The 21,219-nt window shown below is 35.7% G+C and carries 17 protein-coding genes; 11 read left to right on the top strand and 6 right to left on the bottom strand.

The genetic code is table 11. The features are described from left to right. Nucleotides 1–47 precede the first annotated feature (47 nt). From fis to prmA, 3 genes are all read right to left on the bottom strand, one after another. Entirely contained in the window at nt 48–335 is a 288-nt protein-coding gene (gene fis / locus B0X80_RS10575; RefSeq protein WP_076419387.1) for a DNA-binding transcriptional regulator Fis, read from the bottom strand. 16 nt (nt 336–351) lie between these two features. Beyond that, complete coding sequence (gene dusB / locus B0X80_RS10570) at nt 352–1,317, bottom strand: tRNA dihydrouridine synthase DusB (RefSeq protein WP_077340125.1); 966 nt, start codon at nt 1,315–1,317, stop codon at nt 352–354. Nucleotides 1,318–1,511: 194 nt separating this feature from the next. Then, nucleotides 1,512–2,393 (bottom strand): 50S ribosomal protein L11 methyltransferase, encoded by an 882-nt coding sequence (prmA, locus tag B0X80_RS10565; RefSeq protein WP_077340124.1) that lies wholly within the window; start codon nt 2,391–2,393, stop codon nt 1,512–1,514. 177 nt (nt 2,394–2,570) lie between these two features. Here prmA and B0X80_RS10560 point away from each other — a divergent pair, with 177 nt between their 5' ends. The 5 genes from B0X80_RS10560 (at nt 2,571) to B0X80_RS10540 (ending at nt 10,711) form a co-directional block, all read left to right on the top strand. Then, nucleotides 2,571–4,637: a bifunctional 2',3'-cyclic-nucleotide 2'-phosphodiesterase/3'-nucleotidase gene (locus B0X80_RS10560; RefSeq protein ID WP_077340122.1), complete on the top strand. Its 2,067-nt coding sequence runs from the start codon at nt 2,571–2,573 to the stop codon at nt 4,635–4,637. A 290-nt stretch (nt 4,638–4,927) separates the two neighbouring features. Next, nucleotides 4,928–5,893, top strand: a complete 966-nt coding sequence (locus tag B0X80_RS10555) for a siroheme synthase (RefSeq protein WP_077340120.1) — start codon at nt 4,928–4,930, stop codon at nt 5,891–5,893. Nucleotides 5,894–6,033: 140 nt separating this feature from the next. After that, nucleotides 6,034–6,432 (top strand): hypothetical protein, encoded by a 399-nt coding sequence (locus tag B0X80_RS10550; RefSeq protein WP_077340118.1) that lies wholly within the window; start codon nt 6,034–6,036, stop codon nt 6,430–6,432. Between the two features lie 322 nt (nt 6,433–6,754). After that, nucleotides 6,755–8,482, top strand: a complete 1,728-nt coding sequence (locus tag B0X80_RS10545) for an RluA family pseudouridine synthase (protein WP_077340115.1) — start codon at nt 6,755–6,757, stop codon at nt 8,480–8,482. A 177-nt stretch (nt 8,483–8,659) separates the two neighbouring features. Further along, nucleotides 8,660–10,711: a methyl-accepting chemotaxis protein gene (locus tag B0X80_RS10540; protein WP_077340113.1), complete on the top strand. Its 2,052-nt coding sequence runs from the start codon at nt 8,660–8,662 to the stop codon at nt 10,709–10,711. 109 nt (nt 10,712–10,820) lie between these two features. Here the strand turns inward: B0X80_RS10540 and ggt are convergent, their stop codons facing one another. Continuing rightward, a complete protein-coding gene (gene ggt / locus B0X80_RS10535; RefSeq protein ID WP_077340111.1) occupies nt 10,821–12,488 on the bottom strand; it encodes a gamma-glutamyltransferase in 1,668 nt (555 codons plus the stop codon). Nucleotides 12,489–12,881: 393 nt separating this feature from the next. Here ggt and B0X80_RS10530 point away from each other — a divergent pair, with 393 nt between their 5' ends. The 4 genes from B0X80_RS10530 to B0X80_RS10515 are packed head-to-tail and all read left to right on the top strand — an operon-like array spanning nt 12,882 to nt 17,647. Then, nucleotides 12,882–13,760, top strand: coding sequence for a zeta toxin family protein (locus tag B0X80_RS10530; protein ID WP_245825433.1), 879 nt, complete (start codon nt 12,882–12,884; stop codon nt 13,758–13,760). 6 nt (nt 13,761–13,766) lie between these two features. Beyond that, nucleotides 13,767–14,624, top strand: coding sequence for an HAD-IIB family hydrolase (locus B0X80_RS10525; RefSeq protein WP_077340109.1), 858 nt, complete (start codon nt 13,767–13,769; stop codon nt 14,622–14,624). Nucleotides 14,625–14,648: 24 nt separating this feature from the next. Next, the gene (locus B0X80_RS10520) at nt 14,649–15,887 is read left to right on the top strand and encodes a glycosyltransferase family protein (protein WP_077340107.1); all 1,239 of its coding nucleotides are present in this window, start codon (nt 14,649–14,651) and stop codon (nt 15,885–15,887) included. Between the two features lie 5 nt (nt 15,888–15,892). After that, the gene (locus B0X80_RS10515) at nt 15,893–17,647 is read left to right on the top strand and encodes a sugar phosphorylase (RefSeq protein WP_077340105.1); all 1,755 of its coding nucleotides are present in this window, start codon (nt 15,893–15,895) and stop codon (nt 17,645–17,647) included. Nucleotides 17,648–17,741: 94 nt separating this feature from the next. On the opposite strand, the gene B0X80_RS10510 is transcribed toward B0X80_RS10515, so the two are convergent. Together B0X80_RS10510 and B0X80_RS10505 are read right to left on the bottom strand one after the other, a co-directional pair. After that, nucleotides 17,742–19,664, bottom strand: coding sequence for a putative bifunctional diguanylate cyclase/phosphodiesterase (locus tag B0X80_RS10510; protein WP_077340103.1), 1,923 nt, complete (start codon nt 19,662–19,664; stop codon nt 17,742–17,744). 10 nt (nt 19,665–19,674) lie between these two features. Continuing rightward, entirely contained in the window at nt 19,675–19,899 is a 225-nt protein-coding gene (locus B0X80_RS10505; RefSeq protein WP_077340101.1) for a YgaP family membrane protein, read from the bottom strand. Between the two features lie 238 nt (nt 19,900–20,137). On the opposite strand from B0X80_RS10505, the gene B0X80_RS10500 reads away from it, so the two are divergent. Both B0X80_RS10500 and B0X80_RS20720 read left to right on the top strand, forming a co-directional pair. Next, on the top strand, nt 20,138–20,785 hold the full coding sequence (locus B0X80_RS10500) for a flavin reductase family protein (RefSeq protein WP_077340099.1): 648 nt from the start codon (nt 20,138–20,140) through the stop codon (nt 20,783–20,785). Then, nucleotides 20,782–21,201, top strand: a complete 420-nt coding sequence (locus B0X80_RS20720) for a DUF3429 domain-containing protein (RefSeq protein WP_077340097.1) — start codon at nt 20,782–20,784, stop codon at nt 21,199–21,201. The genes B0X80_RS10500 and B0X80_RS20720 overlap by 4 nt, the downstream gene beginning before the upstream one ends. Nucleotides 21,202–21,219 lie beyond the last annotated feature (18 nt).

Here is a 21,219-nt window from a genome sequence, read left to right as displayed (position 1 = left end):
AGCACCCGAGGGTGCTTTTTAGTGGCAGGCGAAACCTGCCATAATTCTTAGTTCATACCGTATTTTTTTAACTTCTTACGTAAAGTACCACGGTTGATACCTAGTAAGTTTGCAGCACGTGTTTGGTTACCACGAGTATATTGCATTACTTCTTCAAGCATTGGCGCTTCAATTTCAGATAGTACAAGGTCGTACATATCATCAACATCATTTCCGTTTAACTGAGACAGATAATTTTTGATCGCTATTTTAGCTTGTGTACGTAAAGGCGATGCCTTTGTCTGAGTTTGTAAATCACCAGTAATAAATGGAGAGGAAATATTTTGTTCAAACATAAAGTTGAGACTCTTTCTAAGTTAAATTATCAAAATACATATTCAATGATGAGAGCTGTTCATTTACAGACTCTAAACCATTAAAAATAGAACGAAACTGTTTATCTGGGTCGCGCGTCTGCATATACCAAGATACGTGTTTACGAGCAAATCTTACGCCCATAAAATCACCGTAAAAATTGTGTAAATCATTTACATGCTCGATAATTACCGAACGTACCTCATCCATTGAGGGAGCCGGCAAATGCTGGCCCGTAACCAAGAAATGATTAATTTCTCGAAATATCCAAGGATTTCCTTGAGCACCTCGGCCAACCATAATTGCATCGGCATTGGTGTATTCTAGTACTTGCTTAGCTTTTTCAACTGTCGTGATATCACCATTTGCAACTACAGGAATAGAAACAGAAGCTTTAATTGCTTTAATGGTGTCGTATTCCGCATCACCTTTATAAAAGTCGTTACGAGTACGTCCATGAACAGCCAATGATTGAATACCATGTTGTTCAGCAATTTTTGCTATTTCTATTCCGTTACGAGTATCTTCACACCAACCAGTGCGAATTTTTAGCGTTACAGGAACATCAACGGCTTGGACAACAGATTTAATAATTTGTTCTACCAAGCTTGGTTCTTTCAATAACGCCGAACCCGCTAATTTTTTATTTACCTTTTTAGCTGGACATCCCATATTAATATCAATAATTTGGGCGCCATTATCAGCATTAACTTTTGCCGCATGTGCCAGTTCTTCAGGATCTGAACCTGCAATTTGCACTGAACGGATACCTGTTTCACTATTACTTACCAGCCGACGTTTAGATTTTTCGGTATCCCATACTTTAGGATTTGCCGATACCATTTCTGATACAGCTAACCCTGCTCCCATTCGACAACATAATTGCCTAAAAGGTTGATCAGTAATTCCCGCCATTGGCGCTAAAATTACATTGTTTGATAATTGGTATGGACCTATCTTCACGTTGCTGCTTTTTTGAGCTACTCGTCAAAAGGGCGCTAAGTTTACGCGTTTTTTTTACGATTGGAAAGGATATAAATTGAACAAAATAGACTTTTTTTTATGTTTTTATTATTGACTTTTTGTAAAGCGCTGATGTGAGTAGTTTTCGTACAATATACAAACAAAAACTACTCACTAATTTATTTTATTTCGTTTTATTTTTTAGTACCTGATAGGCGAACCCACTCTTCTTTCACTTCAACAGGATCCATTTTGCACCATTGACCATATATTTCTTGGAGTGTTTGCGCTTGATCTTCTAATACACCGGATAAAGCAAGCAAGCCATTTTCACCGACAAATTCAATAATAGTAGGAGCTAATTCACGTAATGGACCCGCTAAAATATTTGCCACTACCACATCAGCTTTGAACTCAGGTTGGTCTTTAGGTAAATACAATTCAAGCCTATCTTCAACGTTGTTACGTTTAGCGTTGGCTAAACTTGCCTGTAAAGCTTGTGGGTCAATATCAATGCCTATCACTTTACTTGCACCAAGTTTTAAAGCCGCAAGCGATAATATGCCTGAACCACAACCAAAGTCGACAACAGTTTTCCCTGCTAAGTCTAAGCTATCAAGCCATGTTAAACATAAAGCGGTTGTTGGGTGAGTTCCTGTACCAAAAGCAAGGCCAGGATCTAACATAACATTAACGGCTTCTGGTTCAGGAACTTCTCGCCAGCTTGGACAAATCCATAAACGTTGGCCAAATTTCATCGGATGGAAGTTATCCATCCACTCTCTTTCCCAGTCTTTATCTTCAAGCTGTTCCAATTTATATTTCAGTGCTTCTTTATCAGGGTGTATGCTCTTTAAGTAAGCAATCACTTTATCCATATCATGACTTGCTTCAAACAAGCCCATAACAACCGTGTTATTCCAATAGATAACCTCATCACCGGGTAGAGGCTCATATATAGGTGTGTCTTGTGCATCGATAAATGTTACCGCTTGTGCACCGCAAGCCGTTAACCAATCGCTATATTTTTCTGCTGTGTCTTCATCAGCACTAAGTCTTAGCTGTATCCAAGGCATAGTAATAATCCTAAATCAATATTTTGCATAGTCTATCATTAGCCCTTTGTAGAACATATAACAAATATATCACCTCAAAAAACCTGACTTTAATGTCAACTTAATATTTTTAACACATAAATGTCACGTTTTAACCAGATAATTCCATTTTAAACCTCAAAACGTGATAAACATAAAATGAAAAAAAGTATATTCCCACTCACACTCAAAAAACAGCATTTAAGTTGCGCTGTAATTTTAACAACGCTTGCTTTAACTGCATGTAACAATAGTGATAAAGAAGTCATCTCCATCCCTGAACGCGGCTCAGTTGAATTAAGAATAATGGAAACAACTGATATTCATATGTATTTAGCTAATTATGACTATTTTAGCGAATCAACATCTGAAACACTCGGGTTTGCTAATACGGCTACGTTAATTAAAAACGCACGCCAAGAAGTCACTAATAGCGTATTAGTTGATAACGGCGATTTAATACAAAATAGTCCATTAGGCGATTACGAAGCAACAGTTCGTCAGAACGATATTATTAATGGTGAAATGCACGTTGTGTATAAAGCGATGAACTTACTTGATTATGATGTTGGTAATTTAGGGAATCACGAATTTAATTTTGGCCTAACGTTTTTAGACGCTACAATTTCTGGAGCAAATTTTCCTTATATTAATGCCAATGTATATATTGATGATGGTGATGATGATACAAGTAATGATATCAATCGCTACACGCCTTACTTTATTCAGAATAAAACAGTCGTTGATGAAAATGGTAATAATCAAATTATACAAATAGGTTACTTAGGCTTAACGCCGCCACAAATAATGCAATGGGATAAAGCTAATTTAGAAGGTCAGGTCATCGTCAAAGATATAGTTGAAACTGCTGAATTTTTTATACCTAAAATGAAAGCTGAAGGTGCAGACATTATTATTGCTATACCACACTCTGGTCTCACCTCAAGCGCCAGAGAAGATTTAGCTGAAAACACATCGCTATATCTTTCTCAAATAAACGGTATTGACGCTATTTTATTTGGTCATAACCATAGGGTCTTTCCCGGTGATATAAGTTACAACGACTTAGAAGCACAAGGCATTGATAATGTTAATGGTAAATTAAACGGTGTACCAGCAGTTATGCCAGGATTTTTCGGTAACCATCTAGGTATTATAGATCTAACAATAGAACCAACACCTGATGGCGAATGGAGAATTGCCAGCTCTACAGTTGAAGCACGCTCTATTTCTTCTGGTAGTGAACGTAATGGAAACTTTGTGGATTTAGCTGTAGCTGACGAAGAGGTTTTATCTGCAATTGATGAGCAACATCAAGCAACAATAAAATGGGTTGGAGAGACATTTGCTAAAGTAGCTACGCCTATATATAGTTTTTTTGCTTTAGTGCAAGATGATCCTTCAATTCAAGTGGTATCAGATGCTCAAATAGACTGGGGTAAAAAATTCATTCAAGGTACTGAGTTAGATGGCTTACCTGTACTGTCAGCCGCGGCACCTTTTAGAGCCGGTCGTAATGGCCTTGAAGATTATACTGATGTGGCTGCCGGTGATATTTCTTTATTAGATACCGTCAGTTTATATGTATTTCCAAACACTGTACGCATGATTAAATTAACGGGTGCGGATGTAAAAGAATGGTTAGAGCGTTCAGCCGGACAATTTAATACTATAGATGCCAACAGTACTGAGCAACAAAATTTATTAAATACGGCTTTTCCTACTTTTAATTTTGATGTTATTGACGGTGTTACCTATGAAATAGATGTTACCCAAGAAGCTCGATATGATCATGACGGTGTATTAGTCGCGCAAGGCAATGAGCGCATTACTAATTTACAATACAAAGGTTCTCCTATTGATATGAACGCTGAATTTTTAGTGGTTTCGAATAACTACAGAGCATCTGGCGGTGGTAACTTTCCTAATATTGACGGAAGCAGTCGTGAAACCTTTGAAGGTCCTGATGAAAATAGAGTCATTTTACGCAACTATATTACAGCACAATCAAAAAGTTCAGGAAGTATTGGTTTTGATACCTCAGCCGACAATAATTGGAAGTTTAAGTCCATTCAAACGAATCTAAAGTTAAACGTTATATTCAGAACTTCTCCATTAGCTGCAGTTGCACAAATTGCTAATAATCTACCCGCAATATCAACAACAGCACCCCTGTTAATTGACGATGATGGCTTTGCTTTGTATAACATTGATTTAACTAAATAATAAATACTTTTAGTTTGAATAAAACAATACAATATTAACAGAAAAAATTCAGAGCTAATAAAAAGTTATTAGCTCTTCTACTTTATACAAAACCCCTTAAAATAAAAATTCATATAGCACCAGTAATAACTTGTGACTAATTCGCTTCAAAGAATAGTTAATAGCTGTGCGGTCTTCTGATAAAATCTTAAATCTATTTTAGATTATCGTTTGATTTAAAATTAAAAATGAGATTAGCAGCAATAAAAATGCCTTAATCGTAAAGCTTAACCCGCTAGCAGAGTGCAAACATGAAATATTTCCCTATTTTTTTAGACGCAAAACATATTAACGCTATGATTATTGGGGGTGGTGATGTTGCGGCTCGCAAAATTGAACTGCTATTAAAAACCACAACAAATATTACCGTTATGTCTGAGCAATTATCTGTAAGTGTTGAACGCTTAATAAATACCCATAAACTTAGTTGGTTACAACATAACTACCGCGAGGGATATTTGAAAAACTGTAACTTAGTTATTGCTGCAACAGACAATAACCAAGTAAACCAAAATGTTGCTCAAGAAGCCAGCGAACTAAAGCTTCTTACTAATGTGGTTGATCAACCGGAACTTTGTACTTATATAACGCCATCAATTATAGATCGTGCTCCCATCTTAATTGCTATGTCGAGTTCAGGTAGTGCACCTATATTATTAAGAATGTTACGAGAACAAATAGAAAAAACATTACCTGATGGTTACGGCAAGCTTGCTGATTTTTCACTTAAATTTAGAGATCATGTAAAAGCCCGTGTTAAAGGCATAAGAAATAGAAGAACATTCTGGGAAAGCACTTTAAGAGGGTCGATAGGGCAACTTATTTTGAATGACCAAAACACAGAAGCCGAACAACAACTTATCTCAAGCTTGAAAGAAAAAATAGCGCCTCCAAAAGGCGAAATAGTCTTTATTCACACCCTTGATGGTGATCCTGATAATTTAACGTTAAAAGCGCACAGAGAATTACAATTTGCAGACGCTGTTTTTTATGATGAAACGGTTAATCTTACATTAATAGAATACGTTAGGCGTGATGCCGACAAGTACCCACAAGATATTGCAACATCAGTATTAATTAACTTTCAACACGCACTAGAGTTAGCTCAACAAGGTCAAAAGGTTATTTACTTATTATCAGGACACCATGCATTACCCAGAAATGAAGCACTTGTACAAAGTCAAATTACTTACAAAGAAATAATAAATGGTCGTTAAATTTAATAAAAAATAAATTATTTTTATACCCCCCATGACAACTTTACATTTTTTTAACAAAAGTTAAATCGATATATAACAATATCCGCTTTAAAGTGTTAAAATTAGTCTGTCGTTAATATTAATTAAAGGGAATACCTATGTTCGATCTTAAAAAAATTATTTCTGCTGCTATCTGTGCAGCTTCTGTTGTAGCTCTTTCTGCTTGTAGTGATAACAGCTCTGAAGCAGAAACAAAAAAAGTAGATATGGAAGCAGCAACTGAATCAAGTGCTTCGTTACTTGATGATGCTAAATCAGCAAGCTCTGATGCGATGAATTCAGCAAAAGAAATGGGTACAGAAGTTATAGATTCAGCGAAAGAAGCAGGTTCTGAAGTTATGGAATCGGCTAAAGAAGCTGGCGCTGAAGCATTAGAAGCAGGTTCTGAAGCTATGGATTCAGCTAAAGAAAAAGGTGCTGACTTAATGGATAGCGCTAAAGATAAAGCTGCTGAAGCAAAAGCTAAAGCGAAAGCAATGATGTCTGACGAAGGTTAATCTTCTTCAATATAAAATAAAAAACGGACTCTGGTCCGTTTTTTATAGATAAATCAATAACCTTATACTAAAAAATCTATCATAATTTTCACCAAAGTAATGTGTAACTAGAGGTAATTATTCTTATATAGTCACCATATACTCATCGAAACATACTATTATATTTATCAAAGTCTCATTCATAGAATACATAACGATTACAAAAGATAAAACTACCTAAAAATCATAACGGGTATATACAACTAATGGCCATTACAAAAAGTTGCACCGTTACGTTATAATCGTCAAACATTCGTTTTCTGTAAAACAATCAGCGTTTAATATGCCTCACTTAGATCCTTGCTTTATTAATTTCTCCAACTCAATTAAGCACTATTCATTACCGAAACGTTTTACTTTTCCTTTTTATTATCAACCACACCCTTTATGTGAATTAGCAGCAAAAGAACTACAACATTATTTACATACCCAACAAGAGTGGCAGCACAACTTTGGCTTAACTGATGATAAAAATAATGCTTCAGGAAAAATGTTTGGCGTATTATTAGTTGAAAATACACAAAAAGAAATTGGTTATCTAACCGCGTTTTCAGGCAAGCTTTGTGGTAAATATACAGTAGGTCACTTTGTGCCTTCGATCCCCGAAAACGAGCAACTTACCAGTCAATCTGACGAAGAGACAAAGAAAGAGAAAGACTTTTATGAAAAATTCGATGTTGAGCAAGTTGAGATAAATAAACTCACAGCAAAACTCAACGCATTAGAAAGTAATCCACAGTTACCATTATTACAAAACAAATTACTTGCTATTGGTTTAGCTTTTCAAAAAGAGCTAACACAGCATCAAGAAATAATGGCTGTAAATAGGAAAAACAGAAAAGAGCAAAGAAAAAATGCTGTTCAAGCACTCAATAACAAAGGTTTAACGCTGTTATTTAATCAACTCGCGAAAGAAAGCGTACACGATAAAAACCAGTTAAAAGCATTAAAGCATGATTGGCAGCAAAAAATAGACGACGTTCAACAACAGTTAAATACACTTGAAAATGAAATTAAACAACTTAAAAATGAAAGACAAAACCGCTCTTCTCTTCTACAAAATCAATTATTCCAGCAATACCAATTACTGAATAAAGACGGTTGTAGTAAATCATTACAAGACATTTTCAAACCGACTCCACAACAAACTCCCCCTTCAGGCTCTGGCGATTGTGCAGCACCTAAATTGATCCAATACGCTTTTAAAAATAATTACAACATATTAGCCATGGCCGAGTTTTGGTGGGGAATTTCACCTAAATCTGAAATTAGACAACACAAAAATTATTATCCAGCCTGTTCAGGTAAATGCGAGCCTATTCTTAATTGGATGCTTACCGGGATAGAGCAAGATAAAAATCCTCTACTTATTAATACTGCCAATAACAAAAAGCTAGAAATTTTGTATCAGGATGAAGCAATGGCGATTGTCAACAAGCCACATGACATGCTATCTGTACCCGGAAAACACATTCAAGATTCTGTATATACTCGTATTAAACAACTAATACCTTCAGCCAGTGGACCCATAATTGTGCATCGCCTTGATATGTCGACTTCTGGTTTAATGGTTATCGCCCTGACAAAGCGCGCTCATAAACAATTACAAAAACAGTTTATTCAACGTGATGTAGAGAAACGATACGTTGCCCTACTCGATGGAATTATTGAACAAAAAACAGGAGAAATAACCCTACCTTTAATCGGAGATTTTTATAATCGCCCTCGTCAACTTGTTTGTTATGAAACAGGCAAGCACGCTCACACCACATGGCAAGTTATCGAGTATACAAAAAACAATAAAACCAAAATCTACTTAACACCTAAAACCGGACGTACCCATCAATTAAGAGTACACAGTGCTCATCCTTCAGGTTTACATACGCCTATTGTTGGTGACGACTTATATGGCACCAGCGCAAGCCGCTTACACCTACACGCAGAAAAACTAACACTTAAACACCCACTAACAAAAAAAGAACTCACCTTCCAGTCAGCACCTTGTTTTTAGGTTATGCTTAAATTTTTCCTAACCTAAGTATCATAAAGATTAAAAACAATAAAAATCAAAAATTTAAGTAATTATAATTACTTTAACCATAGCTTTCACCAGTACTAATATGTAATCTATATAAAGATAGGATGTTTTAACACTTCATAATAAATAAAAAATAAGGTTGTTATTCCAATGAACTTTCTAAGCCAATTTAACATTCGTGCTCGTATTATTGCCCTAGCAGTTTTACCCTTTTTAGCCATAGCTGTACTCGCCTTTAATCAGTATAAAGCAGCAAGTAATGAGCAAAAAACACTTGCTAACTTACAAATACTAATGGAGCTAGCGGGGGAAGCTGGTGCATTAATGAATGAGCTACAAGGGGAGCGGGATTTTTCAAACGGCTTTCTAGCGAGAGAAAATAATTTTATTGGCCCAAAAGGAGCATCGTTTGGCATAAATGGTAACGACTTCGAAAAACCACTTAAAAAACAACGACAAAAAGTAGACACACAGCTCCATAAATTTAAAAATTTCCTCAATACTTATCAAAATGAAATAGCGAATATGGATGAAATTCCTAGCGTTCTCGACCACCTCTTACAGGGTGCTGACATTATGATCAGTAAACGTAACAAAATTGATCAGTACATGATTAAAGATGGAAAGAAATGGATTATTAGTGAATTAGACACCTCAATCGAGCGCTTTTATCGCTTGTTTTACGCCATAGTAAGACTAGCTTCAAACAATAAAGAGTTATCATTAATGAGTAATGCGTATTTGGCCTTAGTCACATTAGGCGATAAATACTCTTTAGAGCGAGCGATATATGTTAGAGCAACCTATAATGCGATAATAGACTTCAACCTTTACGCTCGAGGGAAAACAACCCGTAGAGAAATTGATACCGCCATTGACCGATTTGATGCATACGCTGATGCCAAATTACGTAAAAGATTTAGAGATGAGTACTTAGATACTAAAGAATACAGCGATGTTTTTAACAAATGGATAACCTTTCGAAAGTCGTCTGGGAAAAAACTTGCTTTAGATCCAAATCAGTGGTTTGAAACTTCATCAAACAACATTAATAAACTTAATGCATTTCAAAAAGTCCTCGCAGAAAAAATAACGGTCCAAGCAGAAACTTTACACAACGCAGCTCATTTCTTAGTGATTCAAAGCCTAGCGATATTATTTGGTGGTGGTTTAGTTATCGCGTTATTTTCATTCGTTATCATTATGTCTATTGTTAAACCTTTAAAAGGCCTGATCAAAGATTTAAGTTATGTAGCAGAAAATAAAGACTTAAGTTACCAAGTTGAAACCGCAGGTAAAGACGAATTGAGCAATGTTGCTGGTGCTTTTAGCAGTTTACTCAATAGCTTTAACACAACATTAGCCGGCGTAAGACAAGTTGAATTAAAAATGAATAACTTAACGTCTCAAGTAGTTAATTCAATGACCACAAGCCAACAAAGCTCAGAAAGTCAAAGTCGAAGTATTGATAGCGTATCTGTTGCCATGAATGAAATGGCACAATCTATTAAAGAAGTTACTATTAGCGCTAAAGATACCTCAGAAGCAGTTACTCGCTTATTTGAAATGTCGACCAAAAGCTCTGAAAATGCCATGACCAGTAAAGAAATAATGGAAAAACTCACTCTGGAATTAGGCGACGCAACTGAACTAGTTGAAAAAGTGAATCAAGAAAGTAATTCAATTGGTGAAGTTTTAAATGTTATTCAAGGCATTGCCGAACAAACTAATTTATTAGCCTTAAATGCGGCCATTGAGGCTGCAAGAGCTGGCGAACAAGGTCGTGGTTTTGCCGTTGTTGCTGACGAAGTAAGAAGTTTAGCAGGTAGAACACAAGAGTCTACTGAACATATAAAAATGCAAATAGACTCTTTGCAACAAGGAGCTAGTACGGTAACCAATAGCATGATCCAACTTAAGAACCAAGGCTCTATCGCTGTAGATGTAGTGAGTGAAGGTTTACAAGCTGTAAGTGCATTACACGAAGAGCTAAATAATATTGCACAAATGTCGACACAAATAGCTACAGCCGCAGAACAACAAAATCACGTTGCTGAAGATATAAACAAACAAATACATGATATTAAAGACGACTCTGATGCCATGACAGCACATGCCGAAACAACACTCGCTGTAAGTCATGAACTAAGCGAAACTGCCGAAGAGTTAAATAAACACGTAGAAGAATTTAAGGTTTCATAAGTAGCCCATACATCGCGTTCGGGTTGAACAGCTATTTGTTATAAAAAAGCCAGTGTAATTCACTGGCTTCTATTAAAAGAACAAAACGAAACAGATATTAGCGTTGATATTAAAAAACGAGCGAAACTCCTCTATGACGTTTTCTATATTCAGAGGCTGCCGTTAGCTTTCCATCACGTTGCAATATCATTTGTACATCGCCAAAAGACTCCTGCTTGGTGTTATAGCCCATAGCTTGTAACTCACCAATCACTTTTTTATCCACACCCGCATAGTGAACAATTTGGTTTTTAGGCCATAATTGATGATGAAATCTTGCACTATTGGCTGCATTTTCAGCCGTCATATTAAATTCAACCGCGTTAAGTATTGATTGGTACACAGACGAAATAATGGTTGTACCGCCTGGAGATCCAGTAACCAAGGCTACCTTATCAGCTTTTAATAAAATAGTGGGCGACATAGAAGACAACATACGCTTATGCGGCTGAACTTCATTTGCTACTCCACCTAAAGCACCAAAAACATTAGCTACTCCGGGCTTAACACTAAAATCGTCCATCTCGTCATTTAAAATAAACCCTGCACCTTCAACAATAACCCCACTGCCAAATGTATAGTTGATGGTAGTTGTATTAGATATTGCGTTACCCCACTTATCAACAATTGAAAAATGCGTAGTATCCGTACTTTCTTTCAAGCCAGGTTTAATGCTTTCTGTATTCGATATTTTGTCGAGTGTAATATCAGAGGCGCGTTCAACTAAGTATTGTTGAGTCAGTAACTTTGATTGAGGTACGTTGTAAAAGTCAGGATCTCCTAAATATTCAGCTCTGTCAGCAAAAACACGCTTTCCTATTTCTGACAATAAATGAACATATTGAGTTGAGTTATGCATCAGTGGTTGATCTTTTTGTGCCATTTTATGCTTTACCACATCAAACATAGTTAGCCATTGTAGTACCGCAATACCACCTGAACTTGGCGGTGGAGCCGTAATTACTTGATAGCCGCGCCATTTTTTTTGCAACGGTTTGCGCCACTTTATACGATAAGCGTCTAAATCTTCCTCAGTAATAATACCGCCATACTCTTTCATAAAAGCACTAATCGTTTTTGCTGTTTTGCCTTTATAAAAACCATCACGACCATGTTTAGCGATGAGCTTTAAGGTAGCTGCAAGTTCTGGCTGTTTAAATATTTTGCCTTCTTCAGCCCGTGAAAAATAACGAGAAAAATTAACCTCAATCCCTTCTTTTTCAAAACTATCAATTCGCCATTCAATAGCTTTGCGCAAGGTAGGATGAACAATAAAACCTTCTTCAGCCAATGTTACCGCTGGAGCTAACAATTCTTCCCACGATTTTGTCCCGTATTTTTTATGAGCTTGCCACATGCCTTCAACCGTACCGGGAACGCCTGACGATAAAATGCCATACAAAGATAAATTAGGAATTACGTTTTTTTGCTCATCTAAATACATATCTTTGTGAGCGGCGGCAGGAGCCGTTTCACGATAATCTAAAAAGTCTGAAACACCATCTTTATATATCGTCATAAAACCACCGCCACCAATATTCCCGGCTTCAGGTAAAGTTACCGCCAACACAAATTGTGCAGCAATAGCTGCATCAACAGCATTACCACCGCTTTGTAATACCTTTTTAGCTTCAGCTGCACTATAGCTGTCTGGCATGGCAACGGCTGATTGAGCAAAGCCAGAAGTTGATGTAATGAAGCTTATTAATGCAAAAAACAATATATAAATTCTTTTCATACTTACCTTCCTTATCTTAGTAATTTCAGACTTTAGCATGTATATGGATACAAAAAACGACTCAAAAATTTTTACTTAAAATATTTTAATTGAAAGATGTAAAGTGATGAGTACGTATTAAATACTTCTCCTACAACATCATTTTTAGTCTATACCTATAACGTATTCATACATTAAAAAATAAGTATCATCAAAAACACATATTGCACCAAAATAATGCAAAAATTACACGGAATAGAGAAATCCTGAAATAAAGTTAAATTTTAAAGTGCTAAAAAAAACAAACAAAACATTTAAATTCAAAAAGTTAAACAACAAAAAACATATTAAAAACTATCTGGCACAAGAGTTGTTTGTATAACACTACGTATAAAAATAAATATAGAGGTAAAAATGATACTTTCAGCTTTTATGGAAAAAAACAGTTTACCTGATACCTTTAAGCGCTTAGTTGAAGAAAGTTATTTCCCCTTAGCCGAACGAATATTTAAAACTTATAAAAAACAAGGCTCTCCTTATTTTGTGGGTGTTAATGGCTGCCAAGGTAGTGGTAAGTCGACACTTTCCGATTATTTATCACATTATTTATCAAGCACTCATCAACTGAATGTTGTAGTGGTGTCGCTTGACGATTTTTACTTATCAAGAACAGCGAGAAATGAACTTGCTGAAAGTGTGCACCCTTTACTTAAAACTCGTGGTGTTCCTGGCACGCATAACACTGAATTGCTTGAAAGCGTACTGGCTAAAGTAAAAAATCGCCAAACTGATTTTTTAATTCCTCGTTTTAATAAAGTAACCGACGATCCATTTGATAAAGACCAATGGCAATGTATTGATAAGCCTATCGATATTCTTATTCTTGAAGGTTGGTGCTGGGGTGTTACTGCGCAAAATACATCAGAGCTAACAACACCTATTAATAGCCTTGAAAAAGAAGAAGACCAACAAAGCATTTGGCGTAATTATGTTAATGAACAATTACGCTCAAACTACCAACCTTTGTATGAATACATGAATTTTTGGGTAGCGTTACAAGCCCCCTCTTTCGATAGCGTATATAAATGGCGCTTAGAGCAAGAGCAAAAATTAATTAAAACACTTTCATCAACAGCACAAACAAATGTAATGAACAAAGCTCAAATTTTAAATTTTATTCAATACTTTCAACGTTTAACAACACACGGCATGCACTCTTTACCTTTAATTGCTCAAACTGTTTTTTACCTAGACGAAAGCCGCAGTATTACCCAATGTGTTGAAAAGGACTAATTAACAATGAATCAACCCGTAATTATTTTTAGTGATTTAGACGGAACATTACTTGATCACTTCACCTATGAAAGCACTCCTGCTTTACCTGTTATAAAACAGTTAAACGCAGCGAATGTTCCTATTGTATTAACCACCAGTAAAACTCTAGCAGAAGTACTTAAAATACAAGCAGATCTTAATATTAAAGCCCCACTTATCATTGAAAACGGAGCTGCTATTTTCATTCCTAAAAACACCTTTAGAGTACAACCTAAAAACACACTAAGTATGGGGCAATATTGGGTTAAGTCGTTTTGTTTACCACGCCAGCATTGGTTAGAGGTTATTAAAGACGCGCCGGCAAAGTTTAAGGGGTTATACCAAGGCTTTTCCACATTAACAACGGAAGAACTGGCCGAGCTTACGGGATTAAGTAACGCAGATGCTGAACTTGCTAAAAATAGACAATACGGTGAGCCCATACATTGGCGTGGTGATGAACAGTCAAAACGAGATTTTATTGAATACCTTGAAAAGTCAGGCGCTACCGTTCTTTTTGGCGGACGTTTCTTTCACGTATGTGGTAATAGCGATAAAGGCCAAGCGTTAACGTGGTTAACAGAACATTATCAAAAAAATATAGGAGCTTACACAATATCAACCATCGCATTAGGCGACGGTAAAAATGATATTGCCATGCTAGAAGCAGCGAGCATTGCCGTACAAATTCGATCCCCCGTACATGAGTTTCCTGTAATTAATAAAACTCAAAACGTTATTCAAACACAAGAATATGGCCCCGCAGGTTGGGCTGAAGCAATACAGCATTTATTACCTGAGTCGTTATCAAGCAATTCATTTTCTACAAAAATTTATAACTAATTAACCATAACCAAGAGGTATATCATGGCTGACTTTTATCAAAATGGCGTTGTAACTACATTACACAACTTAGCGCAAAGAACGACCGAGGATATGGAAACTGAATTAGAAGAATTTTCTAAAACTCGCCCACTTGGGCTACTTTTACCTTCACTTTTCTCAGAATTAGAGGGTAAAGCATTACCCGATATTATTAATAAAATAAAAGATGTTAAGTATCTATCGCAAGTCGTGATTGGATTAGATAGAGCAAACTTAGAGCAATACAAACATGCTTTATCTTTTTTTGGTCAATTACCACAACACCACAGAGTATTATGGAACGATGGCCCCAGACTACAAGCCATTGATGCAAAACTACAAAAATTAGGCCTTGCTCCTAAAGAGTTAGGTAAAGGACGAAATGTTTGGTATTGCATGGGCTATATTCTAGCTTCAGGTAAAGCTGAATCAGTCGCCTTACATGACTGTGACATTCTTACTTATGAAAAAGACCTACTTACTCGACTACTTTATCCGGTAGCAAATCCATCATTTAATTACTCGTTTTCAAAAGGTTTTTATGCCCGCGTTGCCGACGGAAAAATTAATGGTCGTGTATCAAGACTGCTGGTTACGCCATTAATAAAAGCATTAAAGAAAACCGTTGGCCATTGTGATTACCTAGAATACATGGATAGCTTTTTATATCCATTAGCGGGTGAGTTTTCATTCCGTAAAGATGTATTAAAAGATATTCGTATCCCAAGCGATTGGGGACTAGAAATTGGTGTGCTTTCAGAAATGTACCGTAACTACTCGTCAAATCATGTTTGTCAGGTAGACATTGCCGCTACTTATGACCATAAGCATCAAGATTTATCGCTAGATAATACCAGCGGTGGTTTATCAAAAATGTCTATCGACATCAGTAAAGCCTTTATACGTAAACTAGCAACTGAAGGCGAAACTTTTACCTCTGAAAAATTCAGAACACTTAAAGCCACCTACTACCGTATCGCTTTAGATTATGTAGAAACTTACCGTCACGATGCACAAATGAATGGTCTTAAACTCGACACGCATAACGAAGAAAAAGCAGTAGAAATGTTCGCTGAAAATATATTAGAAGCCGGTAATACCTTTTTAGAACAACCGATGGAAACACCTTTTATTCCATCTTGGAACCGTGTTATTAGCGCAATGCCCGATATTTTATCGCAAATAAAAGAAGCAGTAGAAGAAGACTACAAAGAATTTAGCACTATTTTAGAAGAGGCTTAAATAATATGGTGACACACTATGAACAATTACTAGGTAAACTCAGTCAACAACTTGAATTTATTTATAAAGACATTAGCCTAACGCAATCGACAGACGACTTGGCAAAGCAACTCACTGAGTTAATGCGCTTGTCTGAAGATTGTTCAGCTGTGGCGCCCTATACTAACCAGTGGTCGGAAGAGGATGTTATTTTAATTACTTATGGCGACAGTATAGTTAAAGATAACGAAGCACCACTAAAAACACTACGTCGTTTTATTAACGATAATATGAGCGACACTATAAACAGCGTTCATATTTTACCGTTTTTTCCTTACAGCTCTGACGATGGCTTTTCAATCATTGACTATTCAACGGTTAATCAATCACTTGGCGACTGGGAAGATATTAAGCTTATCGCAAAAGAGCGAAACTTAATGTCTGATCTAGTAATAAACCACTGCTCAAGTCGTAGCTTTTGGTTCGAAAACTTTATTAAAGGAGAAGGCGAAGGTCACGACTTTTTCTTTACTGCACCAGCAGACACAGACACCTCCGATGTAGTACGCCCTCGAACATCTCCATTATTTAGAGAAGTGAATACCGCTTCAGGTGAAAAGTCAGTGTGGTGTACTTTTAGCCACGATCAAGTAGATTTTGACTTTAGAAATCCAGAAGTACTAAAAGCTTTTGTTATTATTATTCGACAATATTTAGACATGGGCGTTAAAATTTTTAGATTTGATGCCATTGCTTTCTTATGGAAAATAGCAGGAACCCCTTGCATAAACTTACCTGAAACGCACGAAGTGGTTCGCTTACTTAGAACCTTAATAGAGCATGCTAGGCACGACGCTATCATCATTACAGAAACCAATATACCCAACACTCAAAATTTAACGTATTTTGGTAATGCAAACGAAGCGCACGCTATATATAACTTTTCTTTACCCCCCTTACTTATCAACACCTTATTAACAGGAAGTTGTTTATATTTAAAACGTTGGTTAATGAGCATGCCACCCGCACAAGATGGTACCACTTACTTTAATTTTATCGCCTCACATGACGGTGTAGGATTAAGACCTGTAGAAGGTTTATTAAGTGACGAAGAAACCCATGACTTAGTAAAAACCATTGAAGGTTTTGGTGGCAAAATATCTTGTAGAACCACAGAAGATGGTGCTCAAAAACCTTACGAAATGAACATATCTTTATTTGATGCAATGCAAGGAACCACGGAAGGAAAAGACGAATTTAACATGGTTCGTTTTATATGTGCTCATAGCATTATGTTTGCGCTAGAAGGTATTCCCGGTATTTATATCCATAGCATGCTTGGCACACAAAATGACTATAAAAAAGTTGAAGATACAGGTAGCAATCGATCGATCAATCGTCATCGCTGGCAAGACGATTTACTTATTGATGCTCTGCAAGACACTGGTAAACATCACGGTGAAGTACTTTCAACACTCAATAAGTTATTAGCGATAAGAATAAAACAGCCTGCGTTTCACCCCAACGCAACGCAATTTACCTTACATTTAGGTTTACAATTATTCGGTTTTTGGCGACAAAGCCAAGACAGAAAACAAAGTATTTTTTGTATCAGTAATATTACCAACAAGCCTTTATCGCTACCATTAAGCGAACTTAACTTAATTGTAAATGAAAACTGGTTTGAATTAATTAGCGGTACAGAAGTCACCGACTTAACTGAAGAAATTGAATTAGCACCATATCAAAGTGTTTGGATTGCTAATATACGCTGTAAATAAATAGTTTATATAAACCTATGGTTATTCATTAATGGCTCTAACAAAAATAATGAATAACCATTAACTCAATATACTCAGGAATAAATTAATAGGTTTAGCTAGGTTTTCCTAACAACAAGGTTAGCTCTTGCGACAGCATAGGTTTACCAAAATAATATCCTTGTGCATATTTACAACCTAACGAAAGTAATTTATCTCTCTGCTCTTTTGTTTCAATACCTTCAATAATAACGTCTCTATTCAACTTTTGACATAACAACAGAATACTCATCACTATAGCTTCATCTTCATTACTTTCAGCAATATTAATAATAAAAGAGCGATCTATTTTAATGAAATCTACGTCTAATTCTTTAATGTAAGATAAAGAGCTCATTCCGGTTCCAAAATCATCAATAGAAAGCTTAACGCCTAATGCCCTAAACTGCTTAAAAAGTTTCTTTGTTACCTCAATATCCACCATAGTAGCGCTTTCGGTTAATTCGATTTCGATTAAATCTGCAGGTACTTGATGCTGTTTAAGCTCTTTTTCTAAATAGGTCACTAAGCCCTCATCTAAAAGGTTATAAGGAGAAATATTTACAGCAACACTTAATTCATAGCCTGAATCACACCAATTTTTACATTGCGCAATAGCTTGTTTAAACACATATCGAGTAAAAGCATGAACAAAATCGCTTTGCTCAATTAAAGAGATAAAAAAGTTTGGCGTTAACAAACCCTCAATAGGATGCTGCCAACGAATAAGAGCTTCAACACCAAAAATTTTACCATCAGCTATATTGACTTTAGGTTGATAGAAAACAATAAATTGTTTATTTATTAAAGCATGATTCAGTTGACCACTTAAATTCACCATTAAAGAAGATCTAATATCTAAATTTTTCTGATAACTTTGATAACCTAAACGCATCTGTTTAGCGTGATACATAGCAACATCTGCACGTTTAAAAATATCATTAAAATTATCACCATCTTCTGGATAACACGCAATACCAATACTGACACTAACCTCAAACTTTGAACCTTGAATGGTTAATGGTTTTCTACAAACCTCAATAACTTCAGCTGCGAGCACTTCAGCAGCAGCTTGCTCGGTGTTTTCACTCCATATAATGAATTCATCACCGCCATAACGAAAAGCATAATCAGTTTTAGTTACAAATTTTTTCAGTCGTGCTGCAATTGCCACTAACAAAGCATCACCACTGTGATGCCCTAACGTATCATTAATTAACTTAAATTTATTCAAATCAATAAATAGCATGGATGCTTTTTTAGTTATTGGGTATTGTTTGTTTTTCTTAAAGTAGTTATTAACAATTTCATATAGATAGGTACGATTAGGTAAATGAGTTAGGCTATCGTGGTTAGCAAGGTAATTAAGCCTGATATTGCCTTTAATAAAGCGCTGGGTAATAAACGTAGATATAATAAGTGCAGCCCAAACAGCTAACCAAAAGGTAACAAAGGCACTAATAGAAAGCCGAGTCGCCATGTAGCTTATTGCTCGGTCTAACGCATGAACCTTACGAGCAAAAACAAGTTCAGTACCGTCGCCGTCATTGTATTTATATTGCCAAAAAATTCTATCATCGTTTATTTTAGTAAATCCGTTTACCGATTTTTTCTCTGATACGGCTTTCACAATTTCAGGGAAATTCTTGAAGTGATGCCCACCTGTAATCGTAAATGTTTGATCAGCGATTAATACATTCAATAATATAATATCTTCATCTAAAAAATAATGATGAGATGCAAAATACTCATAAGGGATTTTTCCATTTTGCCCACTTGCGAGTTGACCGGTACTGACTAAACTACTGACTACTTTGGCAATTTCATTAACTTGTACTTCTATATGTTCCGATTCTATTGATTCACCAAGATCACTCGCAATATCATGAGTTACATTAATAAAAATAATTAAAACAGCAACAACTAAACCTATGGTGCCAAAGAGTAAATGACGCCGAAGATCTGAGTCTAAATTTATTTTTTCAACACTCTTACCCATATTAGGTGCTTTATTCTTTATTTTTATACGTGCTCAAATTAGCAAGATGGTAAACAGGACACCAACCCGATGCGAAAGAAATTAAATTTAAAATGGAGAAAACCCATATAAGTGTTAATAGCAAAGTATCACCAATTTCTTTATGCCAAAAAATAGCATATATAATAAGAAAAACACTTAATGCGCCTCTTAATACTCTGTCTACTTTACAAAGATTGACTGTAGGTAACTTCATTAAAAAACCTTTTTTATGAATCTATAACTCCTTTAAGTATAGAAAACAATTCGAATAACGCCCTGTAAATTAATCATATTTTCTTATTTATTTCTTACATTAATTTAAATGTGAATTTTTCTTATTTTTTATAGATCTTTTCGCTTACATCTTACGTATTGAAATAAAGAGAAGTTAATCGCTTAATTAGGAGCCACTTATTACATTCAAACAATATAATGCTGATCAATTAGAAGCTATGCCACAAAGCTATCGTGCAAAATTCATCAATAGTTTATCTGGTTTTAAAAGCGCAAATCTAATTGGAACACAACACCTGAATGGTCAAAGTAATCTTGCTATTTTTAGCTCTGTTATTCACCTGGGAGCATCGCCAGCATTAGTAGGATTTATTATGCGACCTAATAATGCCGAGCGACACACCCTTAATAATATTGTGAGCACTGAACAATACACGATTAACCAAGTATCAAAAGAGTTTTACCGTAAGGCTCATCAAACCTCAGCTCATTATTCTCAAGAAGAAAGCGAGTTTGTTCAGTCGGGTTTATCTGCGCATTATATTGATGGTGTATATGCACCATTTGTTAAAGAGAGTCGATTAAAATATGCACTAAAGTTGCAAGATATTATTCATATTAAGCTTAATAACACTCAACTGATTATTGGTGAAATTTCTCACCTACTTTGTGAAAACAAAGCGATTCAAGAAGATGGTTACATTGATATTGAGTCGTTAGGAACCACCTGTATTTCTGGCCTTGATAGCTACCACAACACCACACGCATTAAACGTTTAAGCTATGCAAAACCTAACAAACCTATTAACGACCTACATATAAATGGCACCTCTATATATTCAATAAAAGATGGGCTACCAAAATGAAAACCTATCAAGTATTAGGTTACGCAGGGTTAATTCCTTTCATCGTTTGTTTATTGTTAGTTCAATATTCGCCACATGATTTTTTGATTGCTCCACTACAAGCTTTCATTTTTTATAGTGCCATCATTTTTAGTTTTATTGCCGGATCGCTGTGGCGTTCAAATAGCTCAATACACCATAAACATACCCAAATTATAAGTAACATACTTTGCTTATATGCTTTTGTCTGTTTATTTTTATCAACATTTTACGCGTTATTATTTTTGTCTTTCGGTTACTTTATTTTATTTATTGCCGAATATTTGATAACAAAAAGTAAACCTAATACTGAAACATCATCTTATTTAAAAATGAGGTTAATACTCACTATTCTCGTTAATCTTTTGCACTCTATCGCCATATTTTTAACGTTATAAAGTGCAATAAGGAAACTT

Origin of the sequence: Pseudocolwellia agarivorans, assembly GCF_002000085.1 — a bacterium.
Taxonomy (GTDB): domain Bacteria; phylum Pseudomonadota; class Gammaproteobacteria; order Enterobacterales; family Alteromonadaceae; genus Pseudocolwellia; species Pseudocolwellia agarivorans.
The sequence above is the reverse complement of the archived record's forward strand: the minus strand, read 5'-3'. Positions and strand labels throughout refer to the sequence as shown.

What these genes read in the sequence shown, in the direction of transcription:
- ggt (WP_077340111.1), bottom strand. Translation starts at nt 12,488, where the DNA reads ATGAAAAGAATTTATATATTGTTTTTTGCATTAATAAGCTTCATTACA.
- B0X80_RS10550 (WP_077340118.1), top strand. Translation starts at nt 6,034, where the DNA reads ATGTTCGATCTTAAAAAAATTATTTCTGCTGCTATCTGTGCAGCTTCT.
- B0X80_RS10515 (WP_077340105.1), top strand. Translation starts at nt 15,893, where the DNA reads ATGGTGACACACTATGAACAATTACTAGGTAAACTCAGTCAACAACTT.
- B0X80_RS10500 (WP_077340099.1), top strand. Translation starts at nt 20,138, where the DNA reads ATGCCACAAAGCTATCGTGCAAAATTCATCAATAGTTTATCTGGTTTT.
- B0X80_RS10505 (WP_077340101.1), bottom strand. Translation starts at nt 19,899, where the DNA reads ATGAAGTTACCTACAGTCAATCTTTGTAAAGTAGACAGAGTATTAAGA.
- B0X80_RS10520 (WP_077340107.1), top strand. Translation starts at nt 14,649, where the DNA reads ATGGCTGACTTTTATCAAAATGGCGTTGTAACTACATTACACAACTTA.
- B0X80_RS10540 (WP_077340113.1), top strand. Translation starts at nt 8,660, where the DNA reads ATGAACTTTCTAAGCCAATTTAACATTCGTGCTCGTATTATTGCCCTA.
- B0X80_RS10510 (WP_077340103.1), bottom strand. Translation starts at nt 19,664, where the DNA reads ATGGGTAAGAGTGTTGAAAAAATAAATTTAGACTCAGATCTTCGGCGT.
- B0X80_RS10530 (WP_245825433.1), top strand. Translation starts at nt 12,882, where the DNA reads ATGATACTTTCAGCTTTTATGGAAAAAAACAGTTTACCTGATACCTTT.
- B0X80_RS10545 (WP_077340115.1), top strand. Translation starts at nt 6,755, where the DNA reads ATGCCTCACTTAGATCCTTGCTTTATTAATTTCTCCAACTCAATTAAG.
- prmA (WP_077340124.1), bottom strand. Translation starts at nt 2,393, where the DNA reads ATGCCTTGGATACAGCTAAGACTTAGTGCTGATGAAGACACAGCAGAA.
- B0X80_RS10560 (WP_077340122.1), top strand. Translation starts at nt 2,571, where the DNA reads ATGAAAAAAAGTATATTCCCACTCACACTCAAAAAACAGCATTTAAGT.
- B0X80_RS10555 (WP_077340120.1), top strand. Translation starts at nt 4,928, where the DNA reads ATGAAATATTTCCCTATTTTTTTAGACGCAAAACATATTAACGCTATG.
- B0X80_RS10525 (WP_077340109.1), top strand. Translation starts at nt 13,767, where the DNA reads ATGAATCAACCCGTAATTATTTTTAGTGATTTAGACGGAACATTACTT.
- B0X80_RS20720 (WP_077340097.1), top strand. Translation starts at nt 20,782, where the DNA reads ATGAAAACCTATCAAGTATTAGGTTACGCAGGGTTAATTCCTTTCATC.
- fis (WP_076419387.1), bottom strand. Translation starts at nt 335, where the DNA reads ATGTTTGAACAAAATATTTCCTCTCCATTTATTACTGGTGATTTACAA.